This window comes from Tychonema sp. LEGE 06208 (genome assembly GCF_015207505.1).
In the GTDB taxonomy this organism is placed as follows: Bacteria; Cyanobacteriota; Cyanobacteriia; order Cyanobacteriales; family Microcoleaceae; genus Microcoleus.
Genome location: NZ_JADEWT010000073.1, coordinates 16192 through 32865 on the forward strand (window position 1 = coordinate 16192; position 16674 = coordinate 32865).

General features: G+C 41.9%; 8 protein-coding genes and 1 pseudogene. 7 read left to right on the plus strand and 2 right to left on the minus strand.

Going from position 1 to position 16674, the window contains the following annotated elements:
- Positions 1-60: 60 nt before the first annotated feature.
- From IQ263_RS18675 to IQ263_RS18700, 6 genes are all read left to right on the plus strand, one after another.
- Positions 61-1806 carry a putative bifunctional diguanylate cyclase/phosphodiesterase gene (locus tag IQ263_RS18675; RefSeq protein WP_194069126.1) on the plus strand — a complete coding sequence of 582 codons (1746 nt, stop codon included), beginning with the start codon at positions 61-63 and terminating at the stop codon, positions 1804-1806.
- Between the two features lie 821 nt (positions 1807-2627).
- Positions 2628-2888, plus strand: coding sequence for a hypothetical protein (locus IQ263_RS29920; protein ID WP_339384889.1), 261 nt, complete (start codon positions 2628-2630; stop codon positions 2886-2888).
- 231 nt (positions 2889-3119) lie between these two features.
- Positions 3120-4379 carry an acetoacetate decarboxylase family protein gene (locus IQ263_RS18685; protein WP_194069128.1) on the plus strand — a complete coding sequence of 420 codons (1260 nt, stop codon included), beginning with the start codon at positions 3120-3122 and terminating at the stop codon, positions 4377-4379.
- 187 nt (positions 4380-4566) lie between these two features.
- The gene (locus IQ263_RS18690) at positions 4567-5622 is read left to right on the plus strand and encodes a phytoene/squalene synthase family protein (protein ID WP_194069130.1); all 1056 of its coding nucleotides are present in this window, start codon (positions 4567-4569) and stop codon (positions 5620-5622) included.
- Between the two features lie 68 nt (positions 5623-5690).
- Positions 5691-7832: an NAD(P)-binding protein gene (locus IQ263_RS18695; RefSeq protein ID WP_194069132.1), complete on the plus strand. Its 2142-nt coding sequence runs from the start codon at positions 5691-5693 to the stop codon at positions 7830-7832.
- 375 nt (positions 7833-8207) lie between these two features.
- Entirely contained in the window at positions 8208-13772 is a 5565-nt protein-coding gene (locus IQ263_RS18700; protein ID WP_194069134.1) for a trifunctional serine/threonine-protein kinase/ATP-binding protein/sensor histidine kinase, read from the plus strand.
- Positions 13773-14519: 747 nt separating this feature from the next.
- Here IQ263_RS18700 and IQ263_RS28705 read toward each other — a convergent pair.
- Positions 14520-15293, minus strand: a complete 774-nt coding sequence (locus tag IQ263_RS28705) for a transposase (RefSeq protein ID WP_228050171.1) — start codon at positions 15291-15293, stop codon at positions 14520-14522.
- A 107-nt stretch (positions 15294-15400) separates the two neighbouring features.
- Positions 15401-15810: pseudogene (locus tag IQ263_RS18710) on the minus strand (ISKra4 family transposase); the annotation flags it as partial.
- Between the two features lie 276 nt (positions 15811-16086).
- On the opposite strand from IQ263_RS18710, the gene IQ263_RS28710 reads away from it, so the two are divergent.
- Entirely contained in the window at positions 16087-16494 is a 408-nt protein-coding gene (locus IQ263_RS28710; RefSeq protein ID WP_228050172.1) for a hypothetical protein, read from the plus strand.
- The last annotated feature ends 180 nt before the right edge of the window (positions 16495-16674 follow it).

Sequence of the window (16674 nt, forward strand, 5' to 3'; positions counted from 1 at the left end):
CAGGGGGATTGCCCCTACAAGAGAATTAAACTCCTGGTTACTTGCTAACAAGAGCAATTCATGACAGCTAAAATCTTAGTAATTGATGACGAGCCACTTTTAGAATATCTAATCCTTCAGCTATTTCGGCGTCAAATCAGCACTCAAGAATTTGAGTTTTATTTTGCAATTAATGGAGTCCAAGCTTTAGATAAACTTCAAACTGATGGCTCTTTTGACTTGGTGCTAACTGATATTAATATGCCCGAAATGGACGGTTTAACTTTGCTAGAGAATCTGCCAGCTATTGACCCGACGCTCAAAGCTGTAGTGGTTTCAGCTTATGGGGATATGCCAAATATTAGGAGAGCTATGAATAGAGGTGCTTTTGATTTTTTAACGAAGCCGATTGATTTGAATGACTTAAAAGTTACCATTAATAAAACTTTAGAGTTTGTGCGACTTGCTAAAGAAAAAGAGCAGGAACTTGCTACAGCGAATGCACAAATCTGTTACCAAGCATTTTACGACGAGCTGACAGGTTTACCTAACCGTAATTTGCTTTTAAAAGAGATGGGTAGTGGCAGGAATTCTATAATAGAAGTGGGTCATTTAGAAGCTATTTTATTTCTGACTATTAACCGTTATCAAATTGTTAAATATAGCTTAGGTCATTCTAGAGGAGAGCAGTTGCTAGTAGAAGTAGCACGGCGGTTAGAGGCTTGGGCTTTGAATATGAATCTTATAGCAAGAGTGGGAGAAGATGCGTTTGCGATTTGGATGGAAAATATTGCTAATTCTCGGTTAGCTTTAGATGCAGCAGAACGCATTCGCCAATCTTTAGAAATGCCGTCTAACTTGAATGAAACTGCGGTCTTTTCTAGTGTTAGTATTGGCATTGCTTTAGGTGCAGTTGGCACAGAAGAGCCGGAAGAGTTGCTGCGGGCGGCTGACGTGGCTAGACATGAGGCTTTTGTTCGGGGTGCTGGTAGCACTGTTGTATTTGATGCTGGTATGCAATCGAGAGCTTTAGAGCAACTCCAGTTGGAAAATGACTTGCAAAATGCAATTAATTTGCAACAGTTTTACCTTAATTATCAGCCGATTGTATCTTTTGCAACGGGTAAAATAGTGGGATTTGAAGCGTTGGTAAGATGGCGGCATCCGACCCGCGGCTTGGTTTCTCCGATCGAGTTTATTCCGGTGGCCGAAAGAACGGGTTTGATTGTGGCACTAGGGGAGTGGGTACTGTCGGAAGCAGTGGCTTGTTTAAGTAAATGGCAGTTGCAATTCCCTGACTATTTGCCTTTAAATATGAGTGTTAATTTATCGGGAATTCAGCTATTTGCTCCTAATTTGTTACCGCTTTTAGACTCACTGCTGCGAGTGCATAACTTAAAGGGCGAATTTTTGAAGTTAGAGATTACCGAGAGTGTTTTAATGGAGAATGCTGAGGAGGCTGCTGGGGTACTAGAGCTGTTGAAAGCTCGGCAAGTTAAGGTGTGTTTAGATGATTTTGGCACGGGTTATTCAAATTTATCTTACTTACAATTGCTGCCGATTGATACTCTCAAAATTGACCGCTCTTTTGTTTGCTGCGTGGAGGAAGGAGGGAAAAATTTGACTTTGCTGGAGGCGATTTTAAATCTGGCGAGTTCTTTGGAATTAGAGGCAATCGCAGAAGGGGTGGAGACGGAAGAGCAACTAATTATACTCCGTTCTTTGGGATGCAGCTTCTATCAAGGGTACTTTTTTTCGCGACCTTTGGAGGAGGAAGGGGCTGTTGCTATGTTGAGTGCTGCAACGCTTTTGGGCGATGCTTCTTAAACTGCGGATATTTCAAGGCTAACTAATACAGCCTATTCCGGGTTTATTAAGTACAGTGTCAGCAGCTTCTAAACCAGCTTTTTAAGTGCTTAGGATTGACAAAATAAGCGTGAACTAGCCAGCTAAATATCCACTCTCGAAGTAGTGGTTGGCGAGAACTGACGTAAAAAAGATTTCAGTTATGACCACCATAATTCTATAGGATTAAAGCCAGGAGAATAGGGTGATACATTCAGGATACATAAGTTGCATTGTCAATAATCTAAACCCTTACGGCATTTTAGCTATCGTACAACAAATCCTTCTCAAACATCTAATTATGCTTGAGAATTTTCTTAACGTTTGCAGAAAATCTGCACACAAACTCTAACTTGTGTGTTAACCTTTGCTGAAAAATTAGGTTTTCGGTAAGTGCTGAATTTGTTACTCGCCAGTAACAGAGATAGGTTTTATGTAAGTAATTCCTGGATTTGCTACTCGCGGGTGACAGGAAAATGTGAGTAAAACTCAGCCACATTGTTCAGTGGAAGGTTTTTGGGCGTTGCTTAATCAGGGTATGAAAAAAATCAGTTGAAAATCCCGAAGCGTTGTGAATACTGGTTTCTCTGATTTGCATATTTAGCCTTTCATACCGTAAATCAGCAACGCCGATTTGCGAAGTTTTCTAACATCTTGGCGTTCTCATGCCGGTCAGACTTACTTATTCCCCAGCCGCCACCCTTGCCACCATTGGAAGCATTTGCACCCCGATTCAGCGGATCGGATTTTGAGAGAAGCGTTTGAACGAGTAGGCATCGAGGGAGCATCCACCCACAGCTTGGTTGAGAACGGCCCTCACCCAGAGGAGCAACGCGGGTATCCCGCTGCGGATTATTCAAGAAATCAGCCGCCACCGCAACCTCGAACAGTTGCAGCACTACGAAAGAGGTGCCGGCCAGAACAAGTCACAGGAGCGATCTCTTCACTTTCCATGCTTTCTAACACTGGAAAACGCTCGTTACCCCGTGGGCAGCGGTCTGCTAGTTTATGACGATCGCCCCCAACCGCCGCGATCGCTCCATTTTCGCCTACCAGTGCAGTAATGCAGCAAGTTTGACCGACTCCGCTGTCGGGTCAGATATACACCACAGGTCGCACCTCAACGGTAACATGAAGTATAGGTGGGCCGTGAGCTCAGCTTGCTTTCTCTATCGCTCGATAAAGAGTTTGTGATTGAGAAAATTGGCGTTAATTCAGATCGAACCGATCGGTATTTGTGATATGACTGAAATATAAAAAGTTTGCAAGCTAACTCATCATGAGGTTATGAAGCAATGAATGTTAACAGCGCCGCTCAACTTCTGCAAACAGGCTTTCGCACGGCACTAGGAGCAAGCAGCGCGATCGCGGAACTGCTCCATAACCCGCAAAAATTAGCAGACATCCTCGCAAAACCGCCTGGCTCGCCAGATCGACTCCTTCAAGACCTTGCTGCCAGAGGCGAAAGCATAGAACAAGAAGCACATAAATTTGGCGAGACATTTTTATCGGGCGTCAGTAACCATTCAAAACCTCCACAATACATTGAACGAGCTAACGAGCAATGTTTTCTGCAACCCTACGACATCAAAGGTACAAATCTCTATGGATTTGTGTTAGAAAGTTCTTTACCTCAACTCCAGAATTTGTGCGACAAATATCTCAATAATTTAACCAGCGGACAAGTCGAGTACCGCCCTGCCACACACTATATCCTACTAACCTTTGGAAGTATAGATTCCCTGGCTTCTAGAGAAAAGCCCGATCGCGACAGGGGTTACATCGACGAGCAGGAAGTTGTGATTTGGGTCTTGACTGCGGTCGGTCAACAACGTGGCTCCATCTTTCAAATAGACCGCTTTGCTTGGTTCGTACCCTACATATTCGTCAGCAATTCACCAGCTTTAGCTTCAGGTCGAGAGGTTTACGGCATCCCGAAAGAGATTGCAAGCTTCAACATTCCCTCAATCGATCGGTTACAAGACCCCTTCAGTTTGCACACTTATACGTGGAAAACTTTAACTGCTCAAACTGAAGCAAAATGGGAACAGCTAATCAGAGTATCGCAGAAAAATGGAGGTAGCGAAAGCCAGTCACCTAAAATATGGACTAGCTATTCAGAAGCAGTTGCAGAAATCGCCCAATTATTTTTCGGCGACAGCATCATGAAAATTCCGGGCTTAAGCCTGCCACTTAACCTGCTTGAATACCTGCTGCAATATCGGCTAAATGCAGAAATTCCTGTAGTCATGCTCAAGCAGTTTCGCGATGAAAAAGACGGCAAACAAGCTTGCTATCAAGCGATCGTAGAAATTCCCATGAAAGTATCCAAATATCACGCAGGGCGACTCTTAAGTTTTGGTTCTACTGGTGGTTCTCAATTTGAAGTCACAATATACAATTTTGCCAGCCACCCCATTGTCACAGAATTGGGCTTACCAAGAGGCCAGGCAGAGCCAGAACAACCAGTAAATATACAGCCGAATCTGGCTTTCTGGCTCAACTTTGATTTCACAGTTGAAAATGGTACTACGGTTTGGAAAGCGCATTCTTAGGTTGTTTTTTTTGTTTATGAGCTAATTTATATAGGGCGGAAATTTTGAATCCTTTTGGTAATCATAAATACTTTCCATCTCTCTTGTTGTAAAATACATTATTGACCAGGAATTACAACGCACAGAGGCATCTGGAAGCAAAGGCGCTTCAAGACTTAATATCTCAATACAAGCAGGGACATAAAGCATGATAACATTTTATCTATTGCACGAACAGAAGAAGTACCTTGAAGAGTTCATGAATAAAGTTTCTCGCTCTTTTGCATTGGTAACTCCTTGTTTTGAAGAACCGTTAGATACTTTTATGGCTACGGCCTATCTGATTTTTCGCGTTGCTGACAACATTGAGGATTGCCAGCAGTCCTTTAGCTGGCAGCAGGCTCGTTTTGATGAATTTCAGCAACTGCTAAAGGAACCAGCTTTGGCCTCCAATATTTTATCTAGCTGGTCGTCAGAAAATTGGCCGGGACTCAATGCCGACCAAAAACAATTAATGAATCTGGAAAATGGACTAATGTTATGGCAAATTTATGCACTAATACCAAACGATGCTAAAGCAATTATTCATTGCTGGGCTTCTGCAATGGTTGAGGGAATGAAACAAGTGCTAGATCACCAACAGGCTCCTATTATGCTAACGCGCAATGGGATCAGTCTCCCAGCCCAAGAAGACGATTACAATCGTTATTGCTATTTTGTAGCTGGTATAGTTGGTCATATGGGAACAGAGTTAGCTATCAACCATTACCAATTCAACTTAGATGTTGCAGCTTGTCTTCTAGCAGGTTGTGAAACCTGCGGCGAAGCATTGCAAAAAACAAACATTATCAAGGATTTTCCTGAAGATTTGGCTAATGGTATATGCTATTTACCTGCTGTATGGATACAAGAAGTCGATAATTCACCACTCTTGCTAAAGGGGGCTCCCAAGAGTTGGACGCAAAAAGTTATTACAAATGTGATGGTTGAGCTAAATAAGTCTGTCGGTTATGTAATGACTATTCCCTATGAAGCGGTGGGCTATCGCTTGGCTAGCTTAATGTGCCTACTTCCTGCTTATCAGACGCTATTGTTTGCAGCGCAGCAACATGATAAATTATTTACAGCAGATCATTCCGTGAAAATCTCTCGTAGTTGCTTCTCGCAGTGTATAGAAGATGCTAAATCAATGGTGCGTGATAATGATGCCCTACTAAAATACAGTCAGGCATTGCAAAAATCTGTAGAATATGCGTTCAAATGAAAGACAGGATTTGGATGCAGCTAAATTAGAAGATTGATGTACTACTTTTGCATGGGGAAAAAGAAATCATGGCTGAAACTATGAAAAAAAATAAAATTGCCATTTTAGGCGGAGGTATGGCTTCTCTTACAGCAGCTTTTGAACTGACAAGTCAACCTGATTGGAAGGAAAAATATGAGATTATACTCTATCAAATGGGGTGGCGTCTGGGTGGCAAAGGTGCGAGTGGACGCAATATGAATGCCCAAGCTCGAATTGAGGAACATGGCCTACATATCTTGATGGGAGTTTACGAAAATACCTTTCGAGTTATGCGTCAGTGCTATCAAGAATTAGGACGGAGTGAAGACATCCCGCTTGCTACCTGGCAGAACGCTTTCAAGCCACACAATTTCATTGCATTTCCTGAATATATCAACAAACAGTGGGTACTTTGGCCCTACGACTTCCCAACAAATAATTTACTGCCTGGAGAAAGTGATAAATTGCCCTCTGTTTGGGAGTCTGTTTGCTTGCTCGTCGAGTTTATGGTCGATCAATTTAAGAGTTCATCCTACTTATTTAGCACTCTATCTGAAGGCGAAGAATTATTGGATTTTACAGGGATTCCCGAGTCGATAAAATCTCTACTGAAAGAGATGAATATTCACTTAGAAATTCCTAATGTTCCTTATGAAATTGGTTTATTATATATTGCTCAAAAATTAGTTCAGGAATTGCCACAAGATCCTAAAACGCACCGAGCTATACAACACCATGCTCTGCTTTGGTGTCTGGGTCAATTCAGAACTTGGCTTTTCCGAATTGTTGAGGAAATAATAGAAGCTCACCACAAGTTTCGTCGCCTGTGGATACTTGTGGATTTAGCATACACCATCATCCAGGGTGTAATTGTGGACGGTATTATTTTTGATGGCTTTAATGCTATTGATGACTATGATGTCCGGGAGTGGTTGAGTAAACATGGGGCTTCTGAACTTAGCGTCAATTCGGCACCAGTGCAGGGTCTTTACGACCTTGTCTTTAGTTACGAGAACGGTAATGTCAATCAACCAAATTTAGCGGCTGGAGCTGCGCTTCGTTGCTTTCTACGCATGACTCTTACTTATAAGGGTGCGTTTTTTTGGAAAATGCAATCTGGTATGGGAGATACCATCTTCGCACCACTTTACGAGGTACTCAAGCAACGGGGTGTTAAGTTTAAGTTTTTCCATCGTGTCGAAAATCTGAAGCTTTCTGAGGACAAAAAGACTATTAAAACGATCCAAATTAGTCGCCAAGTTACGCTTAAAAACAATGTTTACGAACCGCTTGTTGATGTTAACAAACTGCCCTGTTGGCCGAGTTCTCCTCTCTACGATCAGCTTGTTGAAGGGGAAGAACTTAAATTCAGGAAAATTAATCTAGAATCGGCCTGGATGTCGTGGGACGATGTGGAGGATATCGAGCTCAATGTAGGAGAAGATTTTGATTCTGTGGTTCTGGGAATTTCTCTAGGAGCACTAAAATATATCTGCCAAGAGCTAATCGAAGCTCGCAAAGAATGGCAGCAGATGGTAGAGAAGGTCAAGACTGTTCAAACCCAGGCACTGCAGCTCTGGCTAAAACCTAGCTTACCAGAATTGGGCTGGATGATGCCTAATCCTGTTATAGATGCTTATGCACATCCCTTTAACACTTGGGCTGATATGAGCCATCTCAATGTCTCTGAGGGTTGGTCTTCAGAACATTATCCAGGTAGTATTGCTTATTTTTGTGGCCCTTTGGAAGAGATCGAGGAAATTCCAGCCTTTGTAGATCATTCGTTTCCTGACCAAGAAATGAATCGGGTCAAAGAAACGGCTTTTAAGTGGTTTCAGCAAAATATTGCTGTTTTATGGCCTAAAATAACCCTACCCAAAAATTCAGATATTCTGAATTGGAACTTACTTGTTGACTCAAAAAATGGTACGGGTTTAGAACGATTTAATTCTCAGTTTTGGCGGGCAAATATTGAGCCTTCTGAGCGTTATGTCATGTCTCTCAAGGGAAGTACAAAATATCGCCTCAGACCTGATGCATCCGGCTTTAATAATCTTTATTTAGCTGGTGACTGGACACTTAATGGGATTAATATTAGTAGTCTTGAAGCAACTGTTACTTCAGGTATGCAGGTATCTAGGGCAATTTCGGGATCTCCTCAAAAAATTGTGGGTGAATCAGATTTTTAAACTTTGACTGGTAAAATGAATAATCAGAATTAGATATATAGCAATCCTAAATGATTCAGATAAATTTGTAGGGATAGTACCCCCATGCCTACCCCCTATCTATCGGGAAACCACCGACCAAGAACCCCTACAATAATTATGCAAATGATTTAGGATTGCTATATAACCCATTTGATATCTATTGCCATTGCCACAAGCGTTATGCCAGATAGATTTCAGCTTTTTTGTTACCATCCCCACCTGATTTCTCGCCTTGTCGCTATTAAGTTATGCCAGACGGCTGATTTGTCTGCCTTATTGTTCAAGAAAAGATGTCAAATGGGTTCTATAGGTAGTACCTTGCTGTAGAGTCATAATATTTTACTTCCCAATCAGATGCTAAAACTTCCGGGCTACACAAATTTTCAAAAAATTAACGAAGGCGTGAAAACAGTTGTTTATCGGGGGTTGAATCTTCAGAACCAACAGGCTGTTATTGTTAAGCTACTAAGCTCTAAGTATCCACATCCCCTTGATGTTGCTAATTTAAAGTATCAATATGAAATCGCAAAAAACTTGAACATCCCAGGAGTTGTTAAGTGTTTGGGGCTGGAAAGATACCAGAACAGCTTCGCCTTAATTATGGAAGATTTTGGCGCTCAATCTTTAAATTACATCCTTGCTTCTCTCAAGAACGATTTTATCAGCTTTCTCAGAATAGCAATTCAGTTAACGGAAACTTTAGGGCAACTCCACAAACAGCAGATCGTTCATAAAGATATTAAGCCGAAAAATATTATCATCAATCCCGAAACTTGGTTGGTTAAAATTATAGATTTTAGCATTTCTTCTCGCCTGGGCAGAGAAAACCAAACAATTAACAATCCTAATTGTCTGGAAGGCACCCTAGCCTATATATCCCCAGAGCAAACGGGCAGGATGAATCGGTCGATTGACTATCGTACCGACTTCTACTCCTTGGGTGCAACTTTTTATGAAATGCTGACAGGTTCCCTACCTTTTGCAGCCACAGACCCAATGGAATTGATTCACTGCCATTTAGCAAAGCAACCAGTTCCGCCGATTCAGTTAAATCCAGAAATTCCCCAAGCAATTTCTGACATCGCACTCAAATTATTAGCCAAAACCGCAGAAGAGCGGTATCAAACTGCTGAGGGACTAAAAGCCGACCTAGAAAATTGCCTAGCTCAGTTACAGGAAAGCGGCACAATTTCACGATTCATTGTAGGGTCTAAAGATTTATCTAATCAACTGCTGATCCCGCAGAACCTCTACGGCAGGAAGGAAGAGGTAGCTGTATTAATGGAAGCGTTTAAACGAACCAGTCTCGGCACAGCCGAAATGATGCTGGTCAGCGGTTCTTCGGGAATTGGCAAATCTTGCTTAGTGAATGAAGTTCACAAACCTATTGTAGCGAAACGGGGGTATTTTATTGCTGGTAAATTTGACCAGTTTAAGCGCAATATTCCTTACGCTTCGCTGATTCAAGCTTTCCAGTCCCTCTTGCAACAGCTATTAACAGAAGATTCGGAAAAAATAGCTGTTTGGAAAGAGAAGATTTTAACGGCACTGAGTCAAAATGGTTCTCTAATTATTAATGTTATCCCCGAACTTGAACTGATTGTCGGTCATCAGCCAGAAGTACCACAACTGAGTTCCTATGAATCCCAAAACCGCTTTCATCGCGTTTTTCAACAGTTCTTCAAAGTCTTTTGTCAACCCGAACACCCCCTCGTTCTTTTCCTAGACGATATGCAGTGGGCTGATTCAGCATCCCTCAAATTAATCCAACTGCTGATGAGCGATCGCGACAGCCAATATCTGTTAACGATCGGAGCTTATCGGGATAACGAAGTGAATCCAGCTCATCCCTTGATTCAGACATTAGAAAAGATTCGAGAAAGTGGGGCTGCCATCAATAATATTACTGTTAAACCTTTACACCTAAACCATGTCGAGCAGCTAATTGCGGACGCGCTCAATGAATCTCCCGAAGCTAGGCGTATAAAATCTTTCTCAGAACTGCTTTTCACTAAAACTCAAGGCAATCCCTTCTTCTTAACTCAACTGCTGAAAGTGTTGGATTCCCAACAACTGCTAACTTACGACACTTTTATCGGTATTTGGCAATGGGACATTGAGCAAATTCAAACCATTGGCATTGCAGATTGCAATATCGTTGAACTGATAGCAAAGAATATTCAAAAGCTACCGGCATCAACGCAAAAACTCTTAAATTTTGCGGCTTGCATCGGCAGCACTTTTAATTTAAGCATTTTGGCAATTGTGAATGAGGAGTCAGAATCAGTTATTGCTTCAGGTCTGTGGCCGGCACTTCAGTCTGGTTTAATTTTGCCTCTGAGTGGAAACTACAAAATCCCGCTAGTTTTTCAACAGGAGGAATTGGGCGAACTTATTCTCAGCGATTCCAGGGTTGATTATAAGTTTTTGCACGATCGCGTGCAGCAAGCCGCTTATTCTTTGATTCCCGAATCCGAGCGAAAATTGACTCACCTGAGCATTGGCAAACTTTTGCTGCAAAATACCAGCCCTGAAGACAGAAAAGAAAATATCTTTGCTCTGGTCAATCAACTTAATTTTAGCGCTGACTTAATAGTTGGGCAAGTAGAAAAAGATGAACTAGCTTTCCTCAATCTAATTGCCGGTCAGAAAGCAAAAGCAGCGACAGCTTACGAAGCTGCTGCCAGGTATCTAAATATTGGTTTGGAACTCCTTGCTGCTAATAGCTGGCAGAGTCAGTATAAATTGACTCTCAACCTCCATGTAGAAGCAGTAGAAACAGAATTTTTAAACACCAACTTCAAGCACTCTGAACTACTAGCTGAAGCTGTTTTACAAAAGGCAAAAACCCTACTTGACAAGGTGAAAGTATACGAGTTACAAATTCAATCTTATATCGCTCAAAACCAGCTCGTTAAAGCTATTGATATGGGTTGGGAAATATTGGAAATGCTGGGGGTTTCTCCCAAATTGCTAGCAGCCGGGAATCCCTCACTCAAATTGCCTTCGTTGATAGATTTGGAAAATGTTCCCGAAATGAACGCTCCTGATAAGCTGGCGGCGATGCGGCTGCTGATGACTATCTCAGCTCCCGCTTCTATTGCCAAGCCTGAGATGGTTTTGCAGATCGTATTGACTCAAATTAATCTCTGCATTGAAAACGGTCATTCAGCGCTAGCAGCTTACGCTTACAGCATTTATGGCTTGCTCCTATGTGCAGCACTTGGAGATTTAGAGGCAGGATATTATTCCGGTCAGATAGCTTTGAAGCTGTTAGAGCAATTTAATGCTAAAGAACTGACAGCTAAAGTGTACACTCTGTTTAACGTTACTATCAGACATTGGAAAGAACACGCTAGGGAAACAATAGATCCTTTGCAAGAAGGGGTTCAAAGCGGTCTGGATACTGGAGATGTAGAATATGCTGGCTATTGTGCTTTGAACTCTTGCGCTCATATATTTTTAATTGGCAACTACCTAGAATCTGTAGAGTCGCGCCAAGCTCATTATCTCAATTTACTGCTGAAACTCAAACAAGAATTTGGGCTATACTACATTAAGATATGGAGGCAGATAGTTTTGAATCTTTTCCGACCTACTGCTGACAAATGTTGCTTAATTGGCGAAAGCTTTAATGAAGTAGAAATGCTGCCTATCTTAGAAACAGCAAATAACCAGATATCCCTTTTTGCTGCCTATCTTGCTAAAGCAATTCTATCTTACTTATTTAAAGAGTTTGCTGCTGCCGTTGAAAATGCTTCTATCGCTGAAAAATATAAAGCATCCGCACCCGGACACATGACGGTTGCCGTTCACAACTTCTACTATTCGCTAGCTCTTCTGGCTCAGTATCCCAATGTCCGATATCAAGCTGAATCGGGGAGGGAGAGCGAGCAACAAGAAGCTCTGGCTATTGTGGAGTTGAATCAGGAAAAAATGAAGGGCTGGGCTTACCATGCTCCGGCTAATTATCAGCATAAATACGAGCTGGTTGAGGCAGAAATAGCGCGGGTGAAAGGGCAAAATTGGGAAGCGATGGAGTATTACGATCTCGCCATCGCGGGAGCTAAAAAACAGGGGTACGTTCAGGAGGAAGCGATCGCTTACGAACTGGCGGCTGAATTTTATTTGGCGGCCCGAAGAGAGGAGATCGGTCAGACTTACATGGCATCAGCATACTACGGCTACGCTCGGTGGGGAGCGAAGACTAAGGTCGCAGATTTGGAGTCAAGATATCCTCCGCTTCTTTCTCTAATATCTGCTGCTAAGAACGCCAGCTTTGAGGGAACTACCTCTCCAGCAACAACAGCTACAAATAGTACAACAGGTAATTCTTTCCTCGATTTAGCAACAGTAATGAAGGCTTCGCAAGTTTTAGCGAGCGAAGTTGTTTTGAGTAAATTGCTCGAAAAATTGCTAAAAATTCTGATGGAGAACGCTGGCGCCCAAAGCGGTTCTTTGATTTTAGCAAAAGATGGCAACTTGTTAATAGAAGCGTCTGGTTCTGTAGAACGAGATCTGATAACAGTACAGCAGTCGCTTCCAATCGCTTTCAGCCAGGATTTGCCATTGTCTCTAATAAATTATGTAGTCCGAACGAAAAGAGATGTTGTTTTAGATGATGCCGGGAGGGATGAACTCTTCAAAAATGATATTTACCTAGTCAAAAACAATACTAAGTCTGTTTTATGTACGCCTATTATTAATCAAGGTACTTTAATTGCTGTGCTTTATTTAGAAAATAATCTGGCAGCGGGTGTTTTCACAGCAGAACGACAGTCAATTTTAAAGCTTCTTTCTACTCAAGCTGCGATTTCTTTAGACAACGCTTTTCTCTATAGAAAATTGTCGGCAGCTAATGAAAAATTGCAGGAGTACAGCGAGACTTTAGAGGCGAAAGTGCAAGAGAGAACGCGGGAAGTTACAGAAAAAAACGCGCTCTTACAGCAGGAAATTAGCGAGCGAATTTCTATTGAATCAGCTTTGAGGCAGTCAGAAGTGCAGTTGAGAGAACAAGCAGTTCAGCTAGAAATTGCTCTGATCGAATTGCAGCAGACTCAGGCTCAAATGATTCAAACTGAAAAAATGTCAAGTTTGGGACAGCTAGTTGCAGGGATTGCTCACGAAATTAACAATCCGATAAATTTCATTTACGGTAATCTTACTTACGCAACTGAATATATGCAAAATTTGCTAAAACTGATCGATACCTACCAGCGGACATACCCGAATCTTACTCCTGAATTGGCAGCAGTAACAGAGGAAATTGAACTTGATTTCCTCAAACAAGACTTGCTGCAAATTCTGAAGTCGATGAATGTTGGAGCCGAGCGCATCCGCAATATTGTGATAGGTTTGCGGAATTTTTCGCGCCTTTCTGAGAGCGAGATGAAGCGGGTTGACATTCACGAAGGGATTGAGAGCACGCTGCTGATTTTGCAGCACCGCCTGAACTCAGCGGTAAAGCTGGGGGATGGAGATGATAGCGGCGACGAGGGAGGCATTGCGAGCAGAGAAATTCAAGTTGTTAAAGAATACGGGAACCTGCCTTTAGTCGAGTGTTCTGCTGGAGAACTCAATCAGGTGTTTGTGAATATTCTAGGCAATGCGATCGATGCGCTGGTACAGTTGGATAACCGGCAGTGTCCAACGCCTGCGATTCGGATTCGCACAGAGGTAAAAGGCACTAGCGCCATCGTCTCAATTGCAGACAACGGACTTGGAATGAGTGAATCAGTCCGTGTGAGGGTATTCGATCCCTTTTTTACCACTAAGCCTGTAGGTTCGGGGACTGGTCTGGGCTTGTCTGTTTCGCACTCAATTATTGTACAAAAACACGGCGGGAAGTTAACGTGCATTTCAGCACCGAGACGGGGAGCTGAGTTTGTTTTGGAGATTCCGTTATCTCCGGGTATATAGATGTTTTGCTAGTACATGATTTAGTTGAGTTTATAGGAGAATTTGGACAGACAACAGGCAACCAATTTTTGAAGTGCATCAACCCATTTAGTCTCATTAATCCTACTACTTTTGTTACTGTAGTTTAGACTAAAAAATGAGCGCAGCTAAAAGTAGCCACCTTTGAATCTCAGGCAAGCTGTTGCTTAAAAACTCAAGAAGTAGAAGATTAAATAGCTAACCTTGAAGACTTTTTGCGTCGAGAAACCCGTTTTTTGACAGTGGGATAGCATGGTGCCTTGGTACGTACCTTTCCTTTTTCCCAACCGGGAGATTTTCCCCTATGTTTAGGGATTTTAGTAGAAGTACCAATGTCAACTAAAAGCGAAAACATTGATTGGGCAACACGTCCAGGAGTTACATTGATATTAGCAGATTGCCCCGCGTAGTATATTTTCAACCACTAAATCCCTAGCCGTCCCAGAGTTGCCAACTCATCAACGGCATTAAATCGCTCCACCGTTCACATTGTTCGGGAGTTCTCAAGTTAGGCAATGTCCAATGTAATCGTTGCGAATGCAAATCGATACCAATGATCCACTCCAAAACGTCGTAAATACTTAAACCAAACAGTTTCGCTTGGGTAGAGTTCGTTCTCCAACCCAAGCCAACCATAAGGGTGGAAACGGCTGACCGTTTGACATGGGCTTCATTCTTTCGACCAGGATTAAATTGACTTTTTGTCCAGGGGCACGATAAAAATGTAAGTCAATCCATTGTCTGACTCGTCCTGGGTCCCAAATCTGGATGTTCGTCAATTTCAATCGCAGTATCAGCTTCGAGCCATGTAGTTGGGTCGTTAAGTCTCATTTTTTGCCCATGTTTCCGTGGTCTACCGCGACCACTATAAGCTGGTGGTGCTGACCATAAGCAGGCATTTTTTCGGACTCTCATTAAACAATCAGCAAGGATGGAAGCTTGCGTTAGCGCCAGCACCCAACTTGCATTTCCATATTCAGCATCCAAAACTGCTAAAACTGGGTTGACACTCTGTTCACAGACAAGTTTGAGTTGGGAAGCTGCTTGAAGTATGGGTGAAGACCCACTACTAATTCTTTCATGAAGTAGGGGTAATGCCCAACTTCCTTGTACTTCAGGTATCCACGCAATTGTACTGTATCCCTGTCCAACAATGGAGCCCCTCTGATATTCATGGGTTCTGTCTTTTAACGTTTTGGCATCTGGTCTCCCCCATGCAGTGTGGTCGATTGCCACTAATATGTGTTCCGTTGGGAGTGCTTCTTTCTGTAATTGCTCCAGATACAGCAGCATCAGTTTTTTTCGGTCTGGTCTACAGTCTTGTAACGCTTCATAGATGCTTGGCCATTGACGCTTGAATAATGGATTGAGTGAAAATTCCGCTAAACACGACGCATTCGGAGTGGTCATCACTGCATCCATCAGCTCGAATGTTGCATCTTTCGCCAGCACCAATAACTCGTATGCTGCTTGACGAAAGTCCTTTAATCGTTCACTGTTCATTTAAGGAGTGGATAGGTTTTATTTTTCACCCTCATTCTCTCCTGGCGCGGTGGCTCTAGTTCTTCTGAAAGCCACCGTTCTCATCTTTGGTTAGTCTAAACTACAGTCTTGACTAATATGAGTAATGTACTGTGAGAAATTTTGATCCCCGTAAGTTTTTCCAAATCTTTTTCTGCCGTTTGATAAGATTCGTTGGCACTGATTAAAAGACAGCAATTTTCCATCAGTGGACTAAATTGACTGTAAGCTTTTAAGCCAAAATATTTTGCCTGATTATCTGTAATGTCGAGGGAGCCGATTATTGATTTTATTTTTCGGGGTTTTCCTGTTTTAATTCCTGATACTGCTGAAAAAAAAAGCTACCTAGTTCTGGAGCAACTTCTGATAACATTTGCTGACGAACTGATTTTTCTATACTTTCAAAACTTTTTAATTCGGTTGGAGCTGTATTTCTGTAAAGAATTTCTGCTGCCGCTTTTAAGTGGGCTTTTAGCTGTTGTTGGTCTGAGGGTGTCATTTTCTTTACCTCATTTTTATTTAACGATTTTACTAGCTTTTTCATTTTAACCCTTTTTTGACATATTCGCAAAAGTGAGATGCACCCACCGTATAGACCATAAAGTATTACTCAAAAAAATAAACACATACCCCAATATCAATACTTCGGACAGTTTTGGAAGAGGGACGCGAGGCTCGCCGAGCTACAAAAGTTATTGGAATCTGAATCAAAAATCAAAAAAAAGGCAATTTTTAGGTTAAGGTCAAAAAACACACGAATTTAAAAAACTGCCTCATGAATATTCTTGAATCTATTTTACAACAAATGCCAGGTATTAGTCAAGCTCAAAAGAAGTTTATGGTGATTTTATTTTCCACCATATTGCTTGTTTATGGCAAGGTTAATTTTACCAATCTGAGTCGTTATAGCTGTTTGAGTGAAAAAACCAATCGTCGCCACTTTTTCAAAAGCTTTGATTTTCCCGCATTTAATAAATTATTTCTCAATAAATCCTTAGATCATCAGCGAACACTTATTGCCGTTATCGATTGTTCTTTTATCCCCAAAAGTGGCAAAAAAACTGAAGGCAAAGCTAGTTTTTATAATGGTGTATCTGGCAGACCTGAAGAGGGATTAGAAAGGGAGCATCTCAAATATGTAATGAGTATAAATACTACTCAGGCCAAAGCGAGATTTAAATAAGCACAACGATGTTTCAGAACTTGAGCCAGATTGTCACGATTCCATTGTGCCCCCAGGGTAAACGCATCTTAATTTCAACCTAAAACATGATAAGATGAAGTATTGGGCTAAATCAAGTGCGTAATTAGGTGCGATGGATGGCAAAAGGGTTTACTTCGACTTTAACTGCCCAACAAAAAA